The following is a 20573-nucleotide window of genomic DNA, read 5'->3' as shown; positions in this document are numbered from 1 at the left end:
AGAAATTTACACTAAATGTTGACGGATCGGCCTGCACAGGCCTATGATTCGGTATCGTCGCATATCACGAACCACCCAGTTTTCGCGAAGAGCCCGATTTTCGCCAAGGGCAACGCGGCAACAAGACAGTTTTAGCGGGTCATGGCAGATGCCACCCCCCGCAGCAGCGTTAAAAAGCAGGCAAAAACAAGAGCAGTCTCAGGGGCCCTTCGGGGCCCCTTTTTCCGCACCAATCACAGCGCCCACTCACAATGTCCGGATCACAGCGCCCAGATCACTGGCCCCAGCCCTCGGCCTGCATCTCGCGCAGGCGGCTGGCGGTGCGGTCGAATTCAAACGCCCCCACCCCTTCGACATAGAGCATCTCTGGCTGATCCGCCGCGCTCACGATCAGCTTGACCTTTGCCTCATAGAGCGCATCCACCAGCGTTACGAACCGCTTGGCCTCGTTGAAGTTCGACCGCCCCAGCGTCGGAATATCCTCGATGATCAGCACCCGCACGGTTTCGGCAAGTTTCAGGTAATCCGCAGCCCCCAGCGCCTTTCCGCACAGCTGATAGAACCCGCTTCGCGCCACCGCATTCGAAAAGCGCGGCAATTCAACCTCACGCCCCTGCACATGCAGCACCAGCGGTTCTTCCTGACCACCCGACAGCTCCTGCCAGATCCGGTCAATCTCGGCCCGGGCCTCGGCGTTGTTGGGCGAGAAATACACCTGCGCCCCGGCCAACCGGTCCTGCCGGTGGTCCTTGGGTGACGCCAGCTCCTGCACCGCCATCTTGTCTTTCAAAAGCTCGATGAAGGGCAGGAACAGCTGCCGGTTCAGACCATCCTTGTACAGATCATCCGGCACCCGGTTCGACGTGGTCACCACCACGCAACCCGCCAGAAACAGCTGCTCGAACAGCCGCCCCACGATCATCGCATCGGTGATATCGGTGATCTGCATCTCGTCAAACGCCAGCAGGCGCAGCTCGTCTGCCACGCGCTTGGCCACCGGCTTGATCACATCCTCGGTGCCTTTCTTGCGCTCGATATGCATCTGGGCGTGCATCTCCTGCATGAAGGCGTGGAAATGCACCCGGCGCGCGGGCACATCGACGGACTCGACAAACAGATCCATCAGCATCGACTTGCCGCGCCCGACCCCGCCCCACAGGTACAGCCCCTTGGGCGGCTCGGGCGCCTTGCGAAACAGGCCCTTCTTGACCGGCTGGGCCAGTGCTGCGCGGATACGCTCAAACTCGGGCAGCGCCGCCTCTTGGGCTGCGTCCCGTGTCAGCCGCCCTTCGGCGACGCGCTGTTCATAAAGATCTGTGACTGTGACCATGGGCATCGCCATACCGTGCCCCGGGCGCATTGTGTAGCCCCGCAACACGCAACCTCACATCAAATTCCCGGATGCACCTCCCCGGAACTTCCCAATTGACGCGCCCCCGCCTTTCCCTAATGTGCGGCAAACGCCCCGGAGTCCCCCATGACACAGCGCCCCTCCATCTTCACCCCGGTGCTGCTTGTCGGCTGCCTGATCATCCTCGTCTCCTTTGCGATCCGGGCGAGCTTTGGCGTCTTCCAGATCCCCATCGCCAGCGAATTCGGCTGGCTGCGGAGCGAATTCAGTCTCGCCATCGCGATCCAGAACCTGGCCTGGGGCTTCGGTCAGCCGTTCTTTGGCGCGCTCGCGGAAAAGATCGGGGATCGCAAGACCATCCTGCTGGGCGCCGTGGTCTATGCGATCGGCCTCGTCCTCTCCAGCGCCGCCGTCACGCCCGAGGCGCATCAGCTTTACGAAATCCTTGTCGGCTTTGGCATCGCAGGCACCGGCTTTGGCGTGATCATCGCCGTTGTGGGCCGGGCGAGCACGGATGAAAACCGCTCCATGTCCATGGCCATCGCGACGGCCGCAGGCAGCGGCGGACAGGTCTTTGGCGCACCGCTGGCGGAATGGCTGCTGGGCTTCATGAGCTGGCAGTCGGTCTTTCTGGTCTTTGCCGCCGCGATCCTGCTGGTGATGCTGGCGCTGCCGCTGATGCGTGCGCCCACCGCCACAAAGACCGAACTTGACGAAAGCCTGACCACGATCCTCGGTCGTGCCCTGCGCGATCCATCCTTCGCGCTGATCTTCATCGGATTTTTCAGCTGCGGCTATCAGCTTGGCTTTATCACCGCCCACTTCCCCGCCTTCGTGACCGAACTCTGCGGCCCCATCGCGCCGGGCGGGATGCTCGCCGCCCTTGGGATCGGGACAACATCGGCCCTTGGCGCCATCTCGATCTCGGTCATTGGCATGGCCAATATCGGCGGCACGCTGCTGGCCGGCTGGCTGGGCAAGAGCTATACCAAGAAATACCTGCTCGCCGGAATCTACACCGCCCGCACCCTCGCGGGGGCACTGTTCATCCTGCTGCCGATCACCCCGGCCTCGGTGCTGATCTTTTCCGCCGTAATGGGCGCGCTCTGGCTCGCCACCGTGCCACTGACCGCCGGCCTCGTGGGTCAGATTTTTGGCATGCGCTATCTGGGCACGCTCTACGGCATCGTGTTTTTCTCGCACCAGCTTGGCAGCTTCATGGGGGTCTGGCTGGGCGGGCGGATGTATGACCTGACCGGCAATTACACCGCCGTGTGGTGGATCGGCCTGGGCGTCGGCGCGCTCCCCCCCCCCCCCCCTGCCGATCCGCGAGCGGCGCAGCCCGGTGCTGCAGACCGCCTGAAACGCTTGGGCGGCGCTCAGACCGCCGCCCGCTCCAGCAGGCCATGCCCGGCCAGACAGTCCGCCCAGCCGCCGGGGCCTTCGAACAGATGCACCTGCCAGCCCCGCGCCGCCGCAGCGGCGATATTGTCAGGCCGGTCATCGGTGAACAGCAGCTGCTGAGCAGACAAACCACAATCCGCCTCAAGCCGGGCGTAGATCTCGGCGTCGGGTTTGATCACCCCCATATGCCCCGAGATATAGCGCCGGTCGAATTCGCTCAGAAAGGGATAGGCCGCTTCGGCAATCTCAAAGGTGCCGATGCCAAAGTTGGACAGCGCAAAGACCGGGATGCCCTTGGCGCGCAGGGCCCGCAAAAGCGCAACGGACTGCGGAATCTCGGGCGCGGCCATCTCAAGCCAGTGGTCGTGCCACATGCGGATTTCATCGCGCCAGGCCGGATATTCCTCAGCAGTGGCGTAAATTTTCTGACGAAAATTTTCGCCGCGATCCACCGCATCGTTCATGCCGTGCAGATCGACCTCGGCAAACATCGCGCGCCGCCGCTCGGCGCCAATCGCGCGGTCATAATACCGTTCGGGCTGCCATTCGATCAGCACATTGCCAATATCAAAGATCACCGCCTGGGGCTGCATGCCTGTCTCTCCATCCCGCGCGACACCAAAAATTTTTGCAAAATTTTTGCCTCAGCCCGCCCGGAGAGCACCGCGCAATTCCCGTTCGAGCGCGTCCAGAAAGCGGGATCGGTCGGCCTTTGTAAACCCCTTGCCGCCCCCCTGGCGAAAGGGATCTGCCGCGCGCAGATCGGTCATCAGATCGCGCATCGCAAGCTGCTGGCCAATATTCGCCTCGCTCAGCGCCTCACCGTTGTGGCGCAGCACCCGCGCGCCTGCGGCCACACATTTCGCCGCCAGCGGAATATCCCCGGTCACCACCACATCGCCCACACCGGCCCGCTCGGCGATCCACATATCGGCCACGTCCGGCCCGTCCGGCACCATCACCAGTTCGACCAGCGGATTGCGCGAGGGGCGCAACCCGCCATTGCAGACCAGATACATCGTCACCTTGTGGCGCGTGGCCACCCGCTCGGCCTCGTCCTTGACCGGGCAGGCATCGGCATCGATGTAGAGCTTTGTCACGCGTAAAGTGCCTCTGCCGCAAAGGTCACGTGGTCTTCCATGAAGGTCGACATAAAGAAATAGCTGTGATCATAGCCTTTCTGCATCCGGAACAGACCCTCCTGACGCCGCGCCGCCATCGCCTCGGCCAGCGCCTCGGGCTTGAGCAGGTGCAGGAACTGATCCGCGCTGCCCTGATCGATCAGCACGGGCCCGTCAAAGCCGACCTCGCGCATTTGCAGCGATGCATCATGTTTGACCCAGGTGCTTTCATCCGCGCCCAGATAGGCGCCCAACTGCTTGCGGCCCCAGTCGCTCTGGCTCGGATGCGCGATGGGCGCAAAGGCCGAGACCGATTTGAACCGCCCCGGATTGGCCATGGCGATGGTCAGCGCGCCGTGCCCGCCCATGGAATGGCCGGTGATAGACTGGCGTTCCAGATCCACGGCAAATTCCGCACCCAGCAGGGCGGGCAGTTCATCGCAGATATAATCCCACATCTTGAAATGCGGCGTCCAGGGATCCTGCGTTGCGTTCACATAGAACCCCGCGCCCTTGCCCAGATCATAGGCCTCGTCATCGGCCACATCCTCGCCGCGCGGCGATGTGTCCGGAAACACCAGCGCGATGCCCTGCTCGGCCGCCCAGCCCTGAGCACCGGCCTTGGTCATGGCGTTTTCATGAGTGCAGGTCAGACCGGACAGATACCACAGCACCGGCACCTCGCCCAGTTTCGCCTCTTCCGGCAGGAACAGGCCAAAGGTCATCTCGCCCCCGGTGGCCTTGGACGCGTGGCTGTAGACGCCCTGCGTGCCGCCAAAACAGCGATTCTCGGAAACAGTCTTCATCGTCTCATCTCCCATATGTTTACCACCGGGCTACTAAAGCCCCCTGCCCCCGGCAACCCCGACTTGCGGCGCAGTCATCCGCCTGTCACCCAGGCGATCCACAGCGACACGGTGACAATGCTGAAAGCGGTCGAGATCAGGATCGCCGCCGACACCCGCTGCGGCGCCACCCCGTAATGCTGCGCCAGTATGAACACATTCCCCGCCACCGGCAGCGACGCGGCCGAGACGACAACCGCCGCCTGATAGGAGGTGACCGGGAACAGCAGATAGGCGCCCACCGCCACAAACAGCGGATGCAGGATCAGCTTGCAAAAGCTCAGCCAGCCCGCGATCTGCATCCGCTCTGCCGATTTGCTGGCAAGCGAGGCGCCAATGGCAAACAGCGCGCCGGGGGTTGCGGCATTGCCCAGGGTCGCCAGAAACTCATTCGCAGGCACAGGAATGGGCAGCCCGCTGGCCGACACGGCCAGACCCAGAACAATCGACACGATCATCGGGTTCTTGACCAGCCCAAGGCCGACACTGCCCAGCATCCCGACCGACATGCGCCCGTCCCGCGATCCGGTGACAAGGATCACCAGAAGCGAGGAAAACACGATCATGTCGATGGCCAGCACCAGAATGATCGGCCCCACCGCCTCTGGCCCCAGCAGAAGCGCCAGCATCGGCACCCCCAGAAAGCCGGTGTTGCCGATGGCCCCGCATTGCGCTTCGATCGCGGCGGTTTCCACGTTCAGCCCGCGCACAAGCGCCACCGCCGTGGCAACGCCATAAACCGCGAGGGTCCCGCAGAGATAGGCCATGGCCAGACGCCCATCGAAGATTTCGGAAATCGACAGGTTGGCGGAAAAGCGGAACAGCATCGCCGAGAGGGCAAAGTAGAACACGAACCGCGTCAGCGCCGCCGTCGCCTGTTCGCTAAAAAAGCGCCACCGCCCGGCCCCGTAGCCGAGGGCGATCAGTGCGAAAAACGGCAGCGTCTTGAGGAAAATGTCCAGCATCGCAATCTTGTTAACAGCCTCAGGGACGCCGTCAATCGCCAAGCCTGCGGGGCGGTCGTTTCCCCAACTTCAGAGGCCGGTCTGCAACCGCGAGGGTCGCGGGGGCTGTCTGCCCCCGCCTGGCCCGGGGGCCAGGCCCCCCCGAGGATATTTGGGGACAGGTGAAATGCAGAAGAGAAGAAGGGGCCGGAGGCGGCCTTAGCCGCTGCCGATCAGCACCCCGACGGCAAAGACCAGCGCGCCCCCCAGCACCACCTGAAAGGCGGCGCGGAAAAACGGCGTGTCCATGAACCGGTTCTGGATCCAGGCGATGACCCAGAGTTCAATGAACACCACGACAAAGGCTATGATCGTCGCCGTCCAGAAATGCGGGATGAGATAGGGCAGCGCATGGCCCAGCCCCCCGAGCGCCGTCATCACCCCGGCGGCGATCCCACGCTTGAGCGGTGAGCCGCGCCCCGAAAGCGCGCCGTCATCTGACGCCGCCTCGGTGAAGCCCATCGAGATGCCCGCACCGAGACTGGCCGCCAGCCCGACAAGGAAGGTCGTCCCGGTGTCCTGCGTCGCAAAGGCCGTGGCAAAGATCGGCGCGAGGGTGGAAACAGAGCCATCCATCAGCCCGGCCAGCCCCGGCTGCACCCAGGTCAGCACGAACTGGCGGTGGGCATTGCGATCCTCCGAATCGCGCGCATCCGGATCCAGATGTTGCGCGGTCAGCGCGCCGGCGCGGTCCTGATGCCCGGCCTCGGCGGCGGCCAGATCGCCCAACAGCTTGCGGGTCGCGGCATCGGTGCTGCGCTTTGCGGCCTCAATGTAGAACCGCTCGGCATCGCTTTCCATGCCTTCGGCCTCGTCGCGGATCCGTTCGATCCCCAGGTTCTGCACCAGCCAGACCGGGCGGCGTGCATAATAGCCGGCCACATGCTCGCGGCGGATCAGGGGAATGACCTCTCCGAACCGTGCGCAATGCAGGTCGATCAGCATCTTGCGGTGACCATCCTCTTCGCGCGCCATGCCGTCAAACACCTGCGCCGTGTCGGGATAATCGGCACGCAGCATTTCAGCATAGCTGCGGTAGATCCGGGCGTCGTCTTCTTCGGAAGAGATGGCAAGCGCCAGAACCTCTTGTTCGGACAAATCCCTGAACTGGCGACGTTGAAAGAAAAAGCGCATGACCACCTCCGTATTTTAGAATGATTCTAATCTAGCAGAGCTTTGCCGTGCTGCAATCGCAAAATGCCCCGTTTGGGCCCTATGGCGCCGCGCCTTTAACACTGACCGCGGGCAACAGCGGCCTTTGCTTGCCCAGACTGAACCAAACGGTTTATGTAGGACAAGGCAAAGGGAACGGGCAGACATGACAGCCACCGCTGCAAAGCTTCGCAAGGGGCGCAAGGGGCGCAAATACGATCAGGTCCTCGATGGCGCGCGTGACATCTTCATGCGCGACGGATTCGAAGGCGCATCGGTCGATGACATCGCCCGCGCCGCGGGCGTGTCCAAGGCGACACTCTACAGCTATTTCCCCGACAAGCGCCTGCTGTTCATGGAGGTCGCCACCACCCAATGCGCCCGCCAGGCGGATGAGGCGCTGCAGATTATCGATCAGTCGCAACCACCCCGCATCGTGCTCAGCAAAGTGGGCCACAACTTTCTGGCATTCATCCTGTCGGACATGGGCCATCGCATCTTCCGCATCTGCCTCGCCGAGGCGGATCGTTTCCCCGATATCGGGCGGACCTTCTACAACAGTGGCCCGCTCAAGGTGCACAGCGCCATCGTGGATTACCTCGGCGCCTCTGCCGCGCGGGGCGAGCTGAAGATGACAGATTGCAATCTTGCCGCCGACCAGTTTGCGGAACTGTGCAAGGCGGATCTCTGGGTCCGCCTGGTCTTTGGCCTGCGCCAGGAGTTCACCGAGGCCGAACGCACCCGCGTCATCGACGGCGCCGTCGACACCTTCATGGCCCGCTACGGCGCCTGACCCACAATCCCAACCTTAACCCCGGATCAGTCGACCCGCCGCACCAGCAGCTGATTGCCGGCACTGCGGCGCGTCTCGAACACCTTCAGCTCCGCCACGATATCGCTCAGCTTGCGCTTGCCATAGGTGCGGGTGTCGAAATCCGGATTGGCACTGGTCAGGAACTGGCCCAACTGGCCCAGCGTGTACCATTCGTCATCCTGCTCGATCGCATCCATCGCCTTGAAGATCAGGTTGCGCACCTCATCAAGGTTGCGCCCCGGTTCGCGCTGTGTCGGCCCCTTGGCCCCAAGCTCGGGCGCATTTTCCAGGTTTTCAAGGAAAATGAACCGCTTGCAGGCCTTGCGAAAGGCATCCGGCGTCTTCTGCATGCCCATGCCGAACACATCCAGCCCCTGCTCGCGCACGCGGCTGGCAAGGCGTGTGAAATCGCTGTCCGAGCTGACCAGCACAAAACCGTCAAACCGACCCGAATGCATCAGATCCATCGCATCAATCACCAGCGCGATGTCGCTTGCATTCTTGCCCACGGTATTGGCCGGCTGGTGATGGGGCACAAGACCGAATTCCGCCTGCACCTTGGACCAGCCCGACATCTGCTGACTGGAAAAATCACCATAACACCGCCGGACAGAGGCTTCGCCCAAGCTCGCGATTTCCTCGAACAGCGCCTTGGCATATTTGGGCGAAGTGTTGTCAGCATCGATCAGCACGGCAAGCAGCGGCGAGCGGTTCGGATTGGCCATTTCGGCTCCTTTCGGTTTGCGCATACCCTGACGGATTCGCAGCCTGCTTACAAATACAATGCCCCTTCCGCCACGGCATCCCGCAAGGGCGTTTCTGAAAAAGAAACGACGACAGGACCGCGCCTTCATCTGCCCCCAAATATCCTCGGGGGAGCGCGAGGGGGCAGACAGCCCCCTCGTTCCGGCGGCTCAGATCAGCCGGGCATCAGATCACCCGGTGATACCGTCCAGCCTGCGGTACATCACCAGCGCATCCACATAGCCCTGCGCCGGATGCAGGAATGCCCCCGGCAATCGGCCCACAATCTCGAACCCGGCGCGCTGCCAGATATCGACGGCGCGGCTGTTGGTCGAGACGACAAAGTTGAACTGCATCGCCCTGAACCCCGCCCCTGCGGCAGCGCCCAGCGCATGGTCCAACATCGCTCGCGCCACTCCCTTGCCGCGTGCCGCCTGGCCGGTGACAAAACCGCAGTTGCACACATGCGCCCCGCCGCCACCCTGATTGCGCACCAGATAATAGCTGCCGACAACCGCACCGTCGATCTCGACCATGGACACCTTGCGCCCCGGCCCACACCAATAGGCCAGCGCCGCCTCGCGCGAAATATCCGGGTCAATCGCATAGGTATCGCCAGCCCGGAACACCGGTTCCAGCAGCGCCCAAAGCGCGGCATCCTCTCCGCCCTTAAGTTCCCGGCCCTTCAGATCCCTGATCGTCATATCCTGCTGCATTCTGCCCGTGCTCCCGTAAGACGCCCCTGCCTTAAGATCCATGGGCTCGTCACGCAAGTCGCCTTACCTCAGCGGATAAGAACAGGCCGCCTGATGGCCCAGCCCCTCCAGCCGCGGCACCTCTTCACCACAGCCTGCCCCGGCACCGCGACAGCGCACGCCAAACGCACATCCCCTTGGCGGGATCAGCGGATCGGGCAATTTCCTCCCCCGCGCCCAAGGTCAAGTCTAGGTCGGCAAACGCCACCCACTCAGTCCTCAAACGGCTCCGCCGCAAGCGCCGCCGCCACATCCCCGTCCACCGGGGTCTGCAACGTGTTCAGCATCCCGCCCAGAACCGAATAGAACCCCACCGTCGCGATCAGATCGAACAACCCGTCCGACCCCACCAGCGCCTCGATCTGTGTCACCAGCTCCGGCCCGATCCGGTGATCGTCAAACAGCGCATCCACCGCCCCCGCAATCACCGAATCCTCTGGTGCCATGGCGGCCAATGGCCCCCGGATGCTGCCAATCCGCGCATCCGTCATGCCCAGCTTGCGCGACCGCACAACGTGATGCGCCCATTCATAAGGCGCGCCCAACCGGTGCCCGGTGCGCAGGATCGCCACCTCGCTCAGCTCTGCGCCCAGCGCGGTCTGCACCACCACATGGTCGCGCAGCGGCGCCCAGGCGGCCAGCAGCGCAGGCCGGTGCGCCATCACGCGGTACACATCAAGCCTTGTGGCAAAGCTGCCTTTCAGCGCCTCGGCCTCGGCGGGCCAGTCGGCGTCACTCAGCGGCGGATAATCGGTATGCGGCATAGGAAAACCTTTCGGGGTGTTTTACGGGCAGACTGCACAGAACAGCGGCAAAGAACCAGAGCACGGACACACACCACCGCGTCCGCTTCAGACATCACCCTCTCAATCGCCCACGCGGTACTGGCGATGACACTGCCGGCAGGTCCGCTCCAGCGTGGCAAGCCCGCGGCGCATCTGCTGCGGTGTTTCGGTCTGCAAGGCATCTGCCACCGCCTGGCTGCGCGCAGCAGCCTGTTCGAACGCCACCCAGTCGGTCCAGATCTCGGGGCGGGCGCGGGATTGCGGATCAATCACCTGAAATTCGAAATGGATCGGAATCGCCGCCGTGTCCGCCCGCAGCAACTGCGCCAGGCGCGCGGCCTGATCGCCATCAAAGGCCGTGTCGCCCCGCGCCATCTTTGACAGCTGAACTGTGGTATCCCGGATCTGTGTCATCAGCTTCACACGTTTTGTCACATCCGCGCTTTGCATTCCGGGCAGGGCAAAGGCGGCACCGGCAAAGATCAGCGGTAAAAGGGCGGCACTCAGGCGCAGGGGCATCGGGGTATCCTGTATTTGGTATCTGCTCAACGGGTCCGGCATGGCGTCGTTTAAATCGCGCCCCGGTTAAGCCGCGCTTTTGAACGCAGGCCCTTCCAACCGCAAGAGCCTGCCGCCCGCATCCGAGCCATACGCTTTCCATATGAAATCCATACGTCTTCCATATGCCGTTTTTGCCGCTCCTGGTGGCATTGGCCGGGCATCTTTACGCTCCCTTTAGGGCCAATCTGGAAAAGGCTTGATTTGCCACGCGTTCGGCGCGACTCTGCTGGAATGAACAGTCTCACGCCCTTTCCCATAGCGCCCCAGATGCACGAACAGGTGGCCTTCCACCGCACAGAATTGTCTGTGATTCTTGGGCTTTACGGGCAGATGGTCGCCGCCGGGGAATGGCGCGACTACGGTATTTCCTGCCTGAAAGAGGTCGCCGTCTTTTCCATTTTCCGTCGCGCGGCGGAAAATCCGCTCTATCGCGTGGAAAAACGCCCCAAACTGCGCAGCAAACAGGGGCAATATTCCGTCGTGGGGATGGATGGCCAGGTGCTGAAACGCGGAAATGACCTGAAAATGGTCCTGCGCGTTCTGGAACGAAAACTGATCCGCACGATCGACTGACCGCGCGGAATCAAGGGGTTAGGCCGGCGTATCAGGCTGCGGACATGCGCCCGGCCATGATGCACAGCAGCTCGAACATGATCGACACACCTAGAAACGCGGTCCCGCCAGAGGCATCGAACGGCGGTGACACCTCGACCATATCGGCGCCGACAATGTTCAGCCCCTCAAGTGCCCGCACCACCTGCAGCGCCTGATAAGAATTCGGCCCCCCCACTTCTGGCGTACCTGTGCCAGGGGCAAAAGTTGGATCAACGAAATCAATGTCATAGCTCACATAGGTCGGCGCATCCCCGGCGATTTCACGCGCTTCCTGCATGACATCCACAACACCGCGATCGTGAAACTCCTCGATCGTGATGATGCGGATCCCGACGGATTTGGCGAAATCCTTGTCTTCGGTGTCATAGGCGGTGCCACGAATACCGATCTGCACCACGCGCTTGGGGTCCAGCAGCCCCTCTTCCACGGCGCGGCGGAACGGGGTGCCATGGGTGAACATGGTGCCGCCGAAATAGCTGTTGAACAGGTCGGTATGGCTGTCGAAATGGATCATGCCCAGCGGCGCCTTGCGTCCCAAGGACCGCAGGATCGGCAGCGATGACAGGTGGTCGCCCCCAGCCGTCAAGGGCATGATATCAGACGACAAAAGCTGGTCGTAAAACGCGGTGATCCGCTTCATTGATTCCTGGATATCCGCCGGATTCGGGGCAACGTCGCCCACATCGGCGCAGGCCATCGCCTCGAACGGGCGCATGCCACTGACCGGGTGTTCGGCCCGGATCATGGTCGAGGCATCGCGCAGCTGGCGCGGCCCGTGACGCGGACCGGGGCGGTTGGTGGTGCCGCTGTCCCATGGCACACCAACCAGAGCCACATCTATTTCGGAAAACCGCGGATGGTCCGGCGCAACATGCGGCAGGCGCATAAAGGTCGGAATGCCTGCAAAACGCGGCAGGTCAAAGCCGGAAACGGGGTGAAAGAATGGATCGCTGGTCATATGAAAGCTTCCTCTATCAGGCGGGCATGGCGGGTCACGGGCCCGTCGCCCTGGGTTTCGATCCGTGCCACCGCCTCACGCAGAGGCTCAAACGTCACGGACATGGAATAAGCATTGGCGTGCAGCAGCATGTCTGGCCCGGCGACCCAGGCCACATGCCCTTTCCAGAACAGCAGATCCCCGCGCTGCGGCAGGGTCCCCTGCGGCAGGGTGCGGCCCAACACCTGTTCCTGCAGGTCACTGTCGCCCGGACAACGCACCCCGCAAGCGCCCAGCGCCCCCTGCACCAGACCGGAACAGTCGATGCCAAAGGCGCTGTTGCCGCCCCACAGATACGGCGTCCCCAACAGTTTTTCCGCCTCGGCCACGGGATCGGTCGCACTTTGGTCCACCGGCACAAGATGCGCCAGCGGCACAAATCCCTGCGAGGTCTGCACAAAGCGCTCGGGCCGGTCCGGCTCGAACCCCAAGGTGTTGCGCAGCACCGAAATCCGTGCGCCATAGCTCAGCGTCAGAAGCTCGGGCGCCTTGAAGTCAGGGGTGCTGTAGACATGTGTCGCGCGTGCCGCGACGCGATGTGTGGCCTCCAGCGGCTGGCCCAGCGCATCCTCTGGCACATAACCTACGTACTCATCCGCCTCTGCTTGCACAAAGGACCAGCCGTCGTGATTCTCATAGACCGTGACCGCAGCCCCCATCAGTACCTGTCGGTCCCGCGCGCCACCCGGTGCTCGCAGCAAGTCAACAACGCCGTCGTCAACCATGCGCGGCACGCCTGCCACATAATGGGGCGCCTCCACCGTGCCGCGCAGGTAATCTGCCGCGACACGGCTGTTGGCAGGGGTAAGACGACGGTCGCTCACAGTTTCAACAGCGTCGGAAGCGCGTCAAGGATGGCACGTGGCCCCTGCAGGAAGCCACCCTTGGCCCGTCCTGGCGCGGGGGCCGGTTGCCAGCCGTATATGTCGAAATGCACATAGGACGGCGTTTCGGTCACAAAACGGCGCAGGAAGAGTGCCGCTGTGATCGACCCTGCGAAAGATCCTGCAGGGGCATTGTCCAGATCGGCGATCCCCGGTTCGATCATCGCCTCGTAGGGCTCCCAGAATGGCATCCGCCAGAGCGGGTCAGCCATGCGCCGACCCGCCTGCGACAACGCATCGGCAATCGCATCCTCATCCACGTAGAACGGTGCAAGGTCCGGCCCGACAGCCACGCGCGCCGATCCGGTCAGTGTCGCCATCGAAATCACCAGATCCGGCTTTTCCTCATCCGCCAGCGCCAGCGCATCCGCCAGCACCAGTCGGCCTTCGGCATCGGTGTTGTTGATCTCAACCGTCAACCCCTTGCGCGAGGTCAGGATGTCCTGCGGGCGCATACTGCTGGCTGAAATGCTGTTTTCCACGGCAGGGATAAGCACCCGCAGCTGCAGATTCAGTCCCAGCGCCATGATCATCCGTGCAAGGCCCAGCACATTGGCCGCGCCGCCCATGTCCTTTTTCATCAGGCCCATGGAACTACCCGGCTTGATGTTCAACCCGCCCGTGTCGAAACAGACGCCCTTGCCCACCAGCGTCAGCGTCGGGCCGCTGGCCCCCCAGCGCATGTCGATCAGCCGCGGTGCCTCTGCCGCAGCGCGACCCACCGCGTGGATCATCGGAAAGTTGGCGTCCAGCAAAGCATCGCCTGCCGTCACCTCGATCCGCGCACCGAATTCATCCGCGAGATTGCGCGCGGCCTGCTCCAGCGCGATCGGCCCCATATCCGACGCCGGGGTGTTGATCAGATCGCGGGTCAGTGCCTCAGACTGTGCGAGGATCTCGATCCGCGCCGCATCCACGCCTTCGGGAGCCACCAGCATAGGAAGGTCTGGTGCCGCGCCGTGATAGCGGGAAAAGCCATAGCTGCTCAACAGCCATCCCAGTGCCTCTGTCGCGGCATCCTCGGGCGGCAATCCTTCGGCAATACGGTAGGTTCCGGGGGCCAGATGTGCCATGGCACCCGCCAGTGCAAAACGGGTGCGCGCGCGCTGTTTCGCTGTGCCGTATCCCGCAAGCGCGCACTCCGGGGCGCCATCCGCTCCAGGCACCATCAGGGCAGAGCAAAGAGCACCCTTGAAGCTGCTCGCTTCGACCCAGGCACGGACAAAATCGGATTGCTGCGCGGTCCAGAGCGCGAGGTCATCCGGCTCCAGAATATGCAGCGGCAGGGCCCGGGCATCGGGGGAGGCAAAGACAAACGACATGGAGGCACCCTTTCGTGGCAATCGGCCCTAACCTAGCCAGACAGCCGGTGCCCGCAAGGGGGTCAGATCGAAAGATCCTGAAGATCCCAGATAGCAGTCAACGACCCTTCGCCCAGTCGGTTCAACCGCGCCAATGTGGCGGCAAGGGCAATGTGGTCAACATCGTCGATACAACTGATCACATGGCCACCGACACAGGCAAGCCCTGTCATCCCGATCTGATCCGCAATGGCGACAAGAGCCCGGGTGTTCTTGCGCATATCGCCCCAGGCGTGCTCGTGAAACAGCCGGTCGATATGAGCAAGGCGCAAGGCAAGTTCTTCCATTGCGCGGCAAACAACATCTTCGGCGGCACTTGGGCCAAGCTGCGAATACAGTGCTTCAAGCCGGTCTGGATCCAGACCTGCGTTCTCCTTTGGTGCAAGCACCATTATTTCTTCCACCATCTAATCCCTTGTCCCACGCCCCCACGGCGGTCATCACGCTAGCCCGCCAGCAGTTCTCAAAAGGTTTAGATCCTGTCAGAATGTCTCTCGAATTCCCTTCGAATCCCGCATAGTTGAGTGCAGGAAGACACAGAGGACGAAGACGCCATGCTCAGTGCAAAACCCCTGCCCGCCTATCTGCTGCAGCGCTACAACGGTTGGAAGGCAACGACGTATACCGAGAACCGCGCTTGGTACAAACGCTTGGCAACCGAAGGCCAGCGCCCCCGTGCCATGATCATTTCATGCTGCGATTCACGGGTGCATGTAACCTCTATTTTCGGGGCAGATCAGGGCGAATTCTTTATCCACCGCAACATCGCCAACCTCGTGCCCCCTTACGAGCCCGACGGCGCCCAGCACGGGACCTCGGCCGCAGTTGAATATGCTGTGGTGGCACTGAAGGTGTCGCATCTGGTCGTGTTGGGCCATTCCAACTGCGGCGGCGTGCAGGGCTGCATGCAGATGTGCTCGGGCGAAGCCCCGCATCTGGAAGAAACCTCAAGCTTTGTCGGCCGCTGGATGGACCTGCTGCGCCCGGGCTATGAACGGGTCAAAGATGAACCGGACGCCGAGACACGCATGCGCCTGCTCGAAAAAGAAGCGGTGCTGGTCTCGCTCGAAAACCTCATGACCTTCCCTTTCGTGCGCGAGGCGGTCGAGGCCGAGGGACTGACCCTGCACGGCCTCTGGCACGAGATTGGCGAAGGCGGGCTGGAATGGTTCGACCCGAAGACCGGGCTGTTCGCTCCGGTCGGCCAGGGTGCGGCGGGCTGAGTTAGAAACGCATGTCTACGCCACCTTTACGGTGCGCAGAGGCCTGCGCGCGACCAAGCCGTTCGATACGGCTGTGCAAGGACGCGCTGAGCAGGCTGCCGACGCGCAAGATCTGAGGCGTATCCAGATTGCATAACACCAGAAGATCATCGCGAAAGGCGATTTCGTAGCCCTTGGTCAGAAGATCCTGACGCAGCTCTTCCCAGACTTTTGCCTTTTCAAAAATCGGCAGCAGAAACCTGCGCAAAAGCGCTGCGGTTTCGCAATCAAGAGCGAAGTGTGGCGTGGAAACGAAGGTAATGGTAGATTGCTGCTGAGCAAAGGTCTGCATGGAAAGATGCCTATCTGAACTGTGTACGCTCTCTTTCTAAGATAGAAATTGGGCTGAAATCTGACAGGATTTTGGCTTGGCGTTCATATTTCGCCTATAGCTCCAAAGATTTTTTAAATTCGAAACTCCTGCTTCAGAGTGCTTCAAACGAAAACGGGCCACCCGAAGACGACCCGTTATCAGTCGATTTAGCTAAGTCAACTTCGGCCAAAGCTGATGGATCAGCCCTTTTTCAGGACGCGATTGCCCAGTGTCTCAGCAATCTGCACCGCATTCAGGGCCGCGCCCTTGCGCAGGTTATCCGACACGCACCAGAAGCTCAGGCCGTTGTCGATGGTAGAATCCTGACGGATCCGGCTGATAAACGTCGCAAAATCACCGGCGCACTCTACCGGCGTTACGTAACCGCCGTCTTCGCGCTTATCGACCACCATGATCCCCGGCGCTTCGCGCAGGATGTCACGGGCTTCATGTTCGTCCAGAAATTCTTCGGTTTCAATGTTCACCGCTTCACCATGGCCGACGAAAACAGGCACACGCACGCAGGTCGCGGTCAGCTTGATCGACGGGTCTATGATCTTCTTGGTCTCGGCAACCATCTTCCACTCTTCCTTGGTCGATCCATCGTCGAGGAAGACATCGATATGCGGAATGACGTTGAACGCAATCTGCTTGGTGAATTTCTTGGGCGGGACATCGTCGGTCGGGTTGTAGATTGCCTTGGTCTGGTTCCAAAGCTCGTCCATGCCCTCTTTGCCGGCACCTGACACTGACTGGTAGGTCGACACCACAACGCGTTTGATCTTGGCGCGGTCATGCAGCGGCTTGAGCGCAACAACCAGCTGCGCGGTCGAGCAGTTGGGGTTCGCGATGATGTTCTTCTTAGAATAGCCAAAGATCGCATCGGGGTTCACTTCAGGAACAATCAGGGGAACGTCCGGATCGTAGCGGTAAAGCGAGGAGTTATCGATCACGACGCAGCCGGCCTTTGCAGCTATGGGCGCATATTTCTTTGTCGCATCCGACCCGATGGCGAACAGTGCCATATCCCAACCGGTAAAATCGAAGGTATCCAGATCCTGCGTCTTGAGCGTGCGATCGCCAAAGCTCACCTCGGTACCAAGTGAGCGACGGCTGGCAAGCGCAACGATTTCGTCGACTGGAAACTCACGCTCCGCCAAGATGTTTAGCATTTCACGGCCCACGTTCCCCGTGGCGCCGACAACAACGACTTTGTAGCCCATAAGTGGCTCCTTCCCATATCTATCCCGTCGCCCGCAAGGAATGTGGACGCAGCTTGCGCGCTGCATACCGCAGCCGTGAGCAAGGCGAAAGAGGGTCGTGCGCTCCCTTCCGGTCAGCGTGTTAAGAACAGACGCTGTAGATTCCTACAAGATATCCGGCCGACGTGTCCGCCAGCAGGACCCCGATCTGGACGCATCTTGTTGGAGTCATCCGGATCGAACACCAGCCCAAGAGATCCCGGGAATTTGCACTTCGTTTTAGCAGGAGAGTTTTAGACGATGAATTTCAAGCAAAGAGCGCGCCTTAGGTGCCCCCTGAATCAGCCAAAACCTAAAAATTAGAACTTTTTTAACGGAACTCTGCGAATGTGAGAAGGGGTCAGGTTTCTGAAGAAAAGCCTTTAGCCTGTGGCACAAGCTCTTTTTCAAGGGGCGTGTATGGTTGGTGCGTTGGCAGCGGGGGGGTAAATCTTTAATGCTCTACAAGATTGCTACCGCACTTACTCCGGCCCAGAAACAGTTTCTTTTTTTAGCCATCGACGCCTTAACCTTGGTTGTCGCATTGTGCGCGGCAATGATGTTGAACGCCCAGGTCAACGTAGACATGGCCCTTCTGATCGCCTGCGCGCCGGAGTTCGGCGCGATGCTTATCGCTATGCTGGGCCTCTCCTATTATATGGGCTTGCCGCAGATCAAGCTGAACGCCTATGAAATGCGCTGCATCCTAATGAGCGCGACGCTTTCCGGGAGCGTCGCCCTGATCGGCGTGGCGCTGAACGGCTTGATCGCGCCGAAGATTCCACTTGAGGTATTCTTCATTTTCGCACTGCTGTTCCTTTTTCTGGTCGCCACCTGGCGGGTCGCCCTGCGCTATAGCGTGATGACGATCTACCGCCACGGTCAAACCCGGATGCGGGTTTTGATCTACGGCGCGGGCCAAACCGGTCAGCAGCTGGTCGCAGCATTGCGCACCGATAACGCAATCCAAACCGTCGGATTCATTGACGACAACCCCACGCTACAAAGTCTGCGGATCGCCGGTCTGCAGGTCCACTCCCCGGCAAAGATCAGGGAGCTTATAATAGAGCGCAAGATTGACCGCGTGGTTCTGGCGATGCCGTCGATCAGCCAAGCGAGCCAGGGACGCATCGCCCACCGCCTGCGCGAAATTGGCTGCGAGGTTCAGGCGCTTCCCTCTTTTGCCGAGCTGGTCAGCGAGGGAGACCTGCGCAAAAAGGTTCTGCAGGTACCGCTCAAAGATCTTCTGGGCCGCGAACGGCTCGACTTCGAACTGCCCGCCGTCAGCCATGCTTACTCTGGTCGCCGCGTTCTGATCACCGGCGCGGGCGGATCCATCGGGTCAGAACTCTGCCGTCAGCTGATCAACTCTCAACCAAAGTGCATCGTGTTGCTCGATCACTCGGAACTCGCCCTTTACAATATCGTAAAAGAGATGAGCGAGCTGAAAAACAGCGTTCAGATCGTGTCAGTTCTTGGCTCTGTCACCGACGCTCCTGAGATGCGTCGGGTCCTGTCAGCCCATGACATAGATGTCGTCCTACATGCCGCTGCTTACAAGCACGTGCCTCTTGTCGAATGCAACGCCATCTCTGGCCTGCGCAACAATGTCATCGGCACAAAGATCCTGGCCGATGCCGCGCGCGATACCGGGGTGGAACGGTTTATCCTGATCTCCTCTGACAAGGCCGTGCGTCCCACCAACGTGATGGGTGCCTCCAAGCGCTTGGCTGAACTCGTGATTCAGGATCTGGCGACCCGCTCTTTCGGAACGCGGTTTTCCATGGTGCGCTTTGGCAATGTGCTTCAGTCCTCGGGATCGGTCGTTCCGCTCTTCGAAGAACAGATCGCCCGAGGAGGTCCGGTAACTCTGACACACAGCGCCGTGACCCGCTATTTCATGACCATTTCCGAGGCAGCGCGCCTCGTCCTGCTTGCCGGCTCCTTTGCCAGGGGCGGCGATGTGTTTGTGCTCGATATGGGGGAACCTGTGCAAATTGCCAAGCTGGCCCGCCAGATGATCGAAGGTGCCGGCTATTCCGTAAAGGACGCTGAAACGCCGGACGGTGATATAGAAATCCGGATCACTGGCCTGCGCCCGGGCGAAAAGCTGCACGAAGAACTGCTGATTTCCTCCGATATGCTGACCACACCTCATGCCAAGATATTGCGTGCGCAAGAAGGTTTCCTGTCAGAGCTCGAAATGGCCAATGCGCTGAGCAGTCTGAGCAAAGCCATAGCCAGCCATGACGAATTGGGGGCCCAGGCCGTCATCGCCCGTTGGGTCGAACGCAGCCCAGAGACGCAACAGGCTCAGGAAGCCTTCGTCTGATCACGCTGCCGACAAAGTAATGGCCCCGGATAGGTTCAGCCGTGCTGTCGTAACTTGGGCTAAACGCAAAATAGGCACCAAAACCGCTAGGCTCGGAGCACATCCTTGCAAAAAGCTCAAACCTCTCAGCGTCCGGGAATATCCTGTCGTCTGCCCATTTCCTGCCAGCCATCAATCGCCTTTTCCGCCTCTTCGGCGGTCTCCACGAACCGGAACAATTGCAGATCCTCGTCCGAAATCGTTCCTGCCTCGGCCAGCGCATCCCAATTGATGATCTTTTCCCAGAATGCACGCCCGAACAGCAAGAAAGGCACCCGCCGCATCCGCCCGGTCTGGATCAGAGTCAGCGCCTCGAACATCTCATCCAGCGTGCCGAACCCACCCGGAAAGACGCAGATAGCCGAAGCGCGCATCAGGAAGTGCATCTTGCGGATCGCGAAATAGTGGAAATTGAAACACAGATCCGGGGTGACATAGGCGTTGGGCGCTTGCTCATGCGGCAGAACAATGTTCAGGCCGATAGACACGCCGCCCTCGTCCTGCGCACCTCGGTTACCGGCCTCCATCACACCCGGCCCGCCACCGGTGACAACGACAAAATCGCGCCCGCCACCCGCCAGAGACTTGCGAGTCATCCGGCGCGCGAACTCTTGTGCAACATCGTAGAAATGCGACAGGTCGGCCAAAACCTGCGTGCGCGCCGTCCCGCGATCAGCCGGTGCAGGAATCCGTGCACCGCCAAACAGCACGACGGTTGAATCGATGCCATGTGCGTCCAGTGCCATCTCGGGTTTAAGCAGTTCTAGTTGCAGCCGCACCGGGCGCAATTCGTCCTTGCCAAGAAACTCTTCGTCGGCAAAGGCCAAACGATAGGTCGGTGCACGTGTCTGGGGCGTATCCGGCACATGCCGGGCTGCAGCGCGGTCGGTGTCTGCGCCCCGCATGGGGCTGCGGCGATCATCTGTCATGTCTTGGCCTTTCGTCTTTTTTCCATGCGTATAGCGTCTGTCCGTTAACCGCCAGACAAGAGGG

The 20573-nt window shown here is 61.2% G+C and carries 21 protein-coding genes and 1 pseudogene; 5 read left to right on the top strand and 17 right to left on the bottom strand.

Going from position 1 to position 20573, the window contains the following annotated elements; translation table 11 throughout:
- Positions 1-274: 274 nt before the first annotated feature.
- Entirely contained in the window at positions 275-1330 is a 1056-nt protein-coding gene (gene zapE, locus P775_RS02960) for a cell division protein ZapE (protein ID WP_099909613.1), read from the bottom strand.
- A 147-nt stretch (positions 1331-1477) separates the two neighbouring features.
- On the opposite strand from zapE, the pseudogene P775_RS02955 reads away from it, so the two are divergent.
- Positions 1478-2714, top strand: a pseudogene (locus tag P775_RS02955) (MFS transporter).
- 16 nt (positions 2715-2730) lie between these two features.
- Here P775_RS02955 and P775_RS02950 read toward each other — a convergent pair.
- The 5 genes from P775_RS02950 to mbfA all read right to left on the bottom strand — a co-directional run bounded on the left by P775_RS02950 (position 2731) and on the right by mbfA (position 6859).
- Positions 2731-3348, bottom strand: coding sequence for an HAD family hydrolase (locus P775_RS02950; RefSeq protein WP_099909564.1), 618 nt, complete (start codon positions 3346-3348; stop codon positions 2731-2733).
- Between the two features lie 51 nt (positions 3349-3399).
- Complete coding sequence (locus P775_RS02945) at positions 3400-3855, bottom strand: YaiI/YqxD family protein (protein WP_099909563.1); 456 nt, start codon at positions 3853-3855, stop codon at positions 3400-3402.
- Positions 3852-4682 (bottom strand): S-formylglutathione hydrolase, encoded by an 831-nt coding sequence (fghA, locus tag P775_RS02940; RefSeq protein WP_099909612.1) that lies wholly within the window; start codon positions 4680-4682, stop codon positions 3852-3854. The genes P775_RS02945 and fghA overlap by 4 nt, the downstream gene beginning before the upstream one ends.
- Before the next feature lie 74 nt (positions 4683-4756).
- Entirely contained in the window at positions 4757-5686 is a 930-nt protein-coding gene (locus P775_RS02935) for an AEC family transporter (protein WP_099909562.1), read from the bottom strand.
- Between the two features lie 198 nt (positions 5687-5884).
- On the bottom strand, positions 5885-6859 hold the full coding sequence (gene mbfA, locus P775_RS02930) for an iron exporter MbfA (protein WP_099909561.1): 975 nt from the start codon (positions 6857-6859) through the stop codon (positions 5885-5887).
- A 184-nt stretch (positions 6860-7043) separates the two neighbouring features.
- Here mbfA and P775_RS02925 point away from each other — a divergent pair, with 184 nt between their 5' ends.
- Positions 7044-7670 (top strand): TetR/AcrR family transcriptional regulator, encoded by a 627-nt coding sequence (locus P775_RS02925; protein WP_099909560.1) that lies wholly within the window; start codon positions 7044-7046, stop codon positions 7668-7670.
- A gap of 26 nt (positions 7671-7696) precedes the next feature.
- On the opposite strand, the gene P775_RS02920 is transcribed toward P775_RS02925, so the two are convergent.
- The 4 genes from P775_RS02920 to P775_RS02905 all read right to left on the bottom strand — a co-directional run bounded on the left by P775_RS02920 (position 7697) and on the right by P775_RS02905 (position 10494).
- On the bottom strand, positions 7697-8416 hold the full coding sequence (locus tag P775_RS02920) for an NYN domain-containing protein (protein ID WP_099909559.1): 720 nt from the start codon (positions 8414-8416) through the stop codon (positions 7697-7699).
- Between the two features lie 210 nt (positions 8417-8626).
- Entirely contained in the window at positions 8627-9151 is a 525-nt protein-coding gene (locus tag P775_RS02915) for a GNAT family N-acetyltransferase (RefSeq protein ID WP_099909558.1), read from the bottom strand.
- Between the two features lie 251 nt (positions 9152-9402).
- On the bottom strand, positions 9403-9954 hold the full coding sequence (locus P775_RS02910) for a carboxymuconolactone decarboxylase family protein (protein ID WP_099909557.1): 552 nt from the start codon (positions 9952-9954) through the stop codon (positions 9403-9405).
- Between the two features lie 102 nt (positions 9955-10056).
- On the bottom strand, positions 10057-10494 hold the full coding sequence (locus tag P775_RS02905) for a c-type cytochrome (protein ID WP_180287297.1): 438 nt from the start codon (positions 10492-10494) through the stop codon (positions 10057-10059).
- 273 nt (positions 10495-10767) lie between these two features.
- Between P775_RS02905 and P775_RS02900 the strand changes: the two genes are divergently transcribed.
- A complete protein-coding gene (locus tag P775_RS02900) occupies positions 10768-11109 on the top strand; it encodes a DUF2794 domain-containing protein (protein ID WP_099909555.1) in 342 nt (113 codons plus the stop codon).
- A gap of 31 nt (positions 11110-11140) precedes the next feature.
- Here P775_RS02900 and speB read toward each other — a convergent pair whose 3' ends face one another.
- The 4 genes from speB to P775_RS02880 form a co-directional block, all read right to left on the bottom strand.
- The gene (gene speB / locus P775_RS02895; RefSeq protein WP_099909554.1) at positions 11141-12109 is read right to left on the bottom strand and encodes an agmatinase; all 969 of its coding nucleotides are present in this window, start codon (positions 12107-12109) and stop codon (positions 11141-11143) included.
- Positions 12106-12972, bottom strand: coding sequence for a C40 family peptidase (locus P775_RS02890; protein ID WP_099909553.1), 867 nt, complete (start codon positions 12970-12972; stop codon positions 12106-12108). Before P775_RS02890 ends, speB begins: the two co-directional genes overlap by 4 nt.
- On the bottom strand, positions 12969-14354 hold the full coding sequence (locus P775_RS02885; RefSeq protein ID WP_099909552.1) for a leucyl aminopeptidase family protein: 1386 nt from the start codon (positions 14352-14354) through the stop codon (positions 12969-12971). Before P775_RS02885 ends, P775_RS02890 begins: the two co-directional genes overlap by 4 nt.
- A 62-nt stretch (positions 14355-14416) precedes the next feature.
- Positions 14417-14785: a hypothetical protein gene (locus tag P775_RS02880; RefSeq protein WP_245875543.1), complete on the bottom strand. Its 369-nt coding sequence runs from the start codon at positions 14783-14785 to the stop codon at positions 14417-14419.
- A 162-nt stretch (positions 14786-14947) separates the two neighbouring features.
- Between P775_RS02880 and P775_RS02875 the strand changes: the two genes are divergently transcribed.
- On the top strand, positions 14948-15616 hold the full coding sequence (locus P775_RS02875; RefSeq protein WP_099909550.1) for a carbonic anhydrase: 669 nt from the start codon (positions 14948-14950) through the stop codon (positions 15614-15616).
- 1 nt (position 15617) lies between these two features.
- Here the strand turns inward: P775_RS02875 and P775_RS02870 are convergent, their stop codons facing one another.
- Positions 15618-15947: a hypothetical protein gene (locus P775_RS02870; protein WP_099909549.1), complete on the bottom strand. Its 330-nt coding sequence runs from the start codon at positions 15945-15947 to the stop codon at positions 15618-15620.
- A 221-nt stretch (positions 15948-16168) separates the two neighbouring features.
- Positions 16169-17191, bottom strand: a complete 1023-nt coding sequence (locus P775_RS02865) for an aspartate-semialdehyde dehydrogenase (RefSeq protein ID WP_099909548.1) — start codon at positions 17189-17191, stop codon at positions 16169-16171.
- A gap of 475 nt (positions 17192-17666) precedes the next feature.
- Between P775_RS02865 and P775_RS02860 the strand changes: the two genes are divergently transcribed.
- Entirely contained in the window at positions 17667-19541 is a 1875-nt protein-coding gene (locus P775_RS02860; RefSeq protein WP_099909547.1) for a polysaccharide biosynthesis protein, read from the top strand.
- Positions 19542-19666: 125 nt separating this feature from the next.
- Here P775_RS02860 and P775_RS02855 read toward each other — a convergent pair whose 3' ends face one another.
- A complete protein-coding gene (locus P775_RS02855; protein ID WP_099909546.1) occupies positions 19667-20509 on the bottom strand; it encodes an LOG family protein in 843 nt (280 codons plus the stop codon).
- Positions 20510-20573: the final 64 nt, after the last annotated feature.

Source organism: Puniceibacterium antarcticum (genome assembly GCF_002760615.1).
GTDB lineage: Bacteria > Pseudomonadota > Alphaproteobacteria > Rhodobacterales > Rhodobacteraceae > Puniceibacterium > Puniceibacterium antarcticum.
Note: the sequence above shows the minus strand (reverse complement) of the source record. Positions and strands in the feature narration are given on the sequence as shown.

Excerpts from the sequence above, each read along its gene's own strand:
- P775_RS02885 (WP_099909552.1), bottom strand. The coding sequence starts at position 14,354 with ATGTCGTTTGTCTTTGCCTCCCCCGATGCCCGGGCCCTGCCGCTGCAT.
- P775_RS02935 (WP_099909562.1), bottom strand. The coding sequence starts at position 5,686 with ATGCTGGACATTTTCCTCAAGACGCTGCCGTTTTTCGCACTGATCGCC.
- P775_RS02875 (WP_099909550.1), top strand. The coding sequence starts at position 14,948 with ATGCTCAGTGCAAAACCCCTGCCCGCCTATCTGCTGCAGCGCTACAAC.
- P775_RS02920 (WP_099909559.1), bottom strand. The coding sequence starts at position 8,416 with ATGGCCAATCCGAACCGCTCGCCGCTGCTTGCCGTGCTGATCGATGCT.
- P775_RS02915 (WP_099909558.1), bottom strand. The coding sequence starts at position 9,151 with ATGCAGCAGGATATGACGATCAGGGATCTGAAGGGCCGGGAACTTAAG.
- P775_RS02905 (WP_180287297.1), bottom strand. The coding sequence starts at position 10,494 with ATGCCCCTGCGCCTGAGTGCCGCCCTTTTACCGCTGATCTTTGCCGGT.
- P775_RS02925 (WP_099909560.1), top strand. The coding sequence starts at position 7,044 with ATGACAGCCACCGCTGCAAAGCTTCGCAAGGGGCGCAAGGGGCGCAAA.
- P775_RS02860 (WP_099909547.1), top strand. The coding sequence starts at position 17,667 with ATGCTCTACAAGATTGCTACCGCACTTACTCCGGCCCAGAAACAGTTT.
- speB (WP_099909554.1), bottom strand. The coding sequence starts at position 12,109 with ATGACCAGCGATCCATTCTTTCACCCCGTTTCCGGCTTTGACCTGCCG.
- zapE (WP_099909613.1), bottom strand. The coding sequence starts at position 1,330 with ATGGTCACAGTCACAGATCTTTATGAACAGCGCGTCGCCGAAGGGCGG.
- P775_RS02865 (WP_099909548.1), bottom strand. The coding sequence starts at position 17,191 with ATGGGCTACAAAGTCGTTGTTGTCGGCGCCACGGGGAACGTGGGCCGT.
- P775_RS02855 (WP_099909546.1), bottom strand. The coding sequence starts at position 20,509 with ATGACAGATGATCGCCGCAGCCCCATGCGGGGCGCAGACACCGACCGC.
- P775_RS02950 (WP_099909564.1), bottom strand. The coding sequence starts at position 3,348 with ATGCAGCCCCAGGCGGTGATCTTTGATATTGGCAATGTGCTGATCGAA.
- mbfA (WP_099909561.1), bottom strand. The coding sequence starts at position 6,859 with ATGCGCTTTTTCTTTCAACGTCGCCAGTTCAGGGATTTGTCCGAACAA.
- fghA (WP_099909612.1), bottom strand. The coding sequence starts at position 4,682 with ATGAAGACTGTTTCCGAGAATCGCTGTTTTGGCGGCACGCAGGGCGTC.
- P775_RS02870 (WP_099909549.1), bottom strand. The coding sequence starts at position 15,947 with ATGCAGACCTTTGCTCAGCAGCAATCTACCATTACCTTCGTTTCCACG.
- P775_RS02900 (WP_099909555.1), top strand. The coding sequence starts at position 10,768 with ATGAACAGTCTCACGCCCTTTCCCATAGCGCCCCAGATGCACGAACAG.
- P775_RS02910 (WP_099909557.1), bottom strand. The coding sequence starts at position 9,954 with ATGCCGCATACCGATTATCCGCCGCTGAGTGACGCCGACTGGCCCGCC.
- P775_RS02880 (WP_245875543.1), bottom strand. The coding sequence starts at position 14,785 with ATGGTGCTTGCACCAAAGGAGAACGCAGGTCTGGATCCAGACCGGCTT.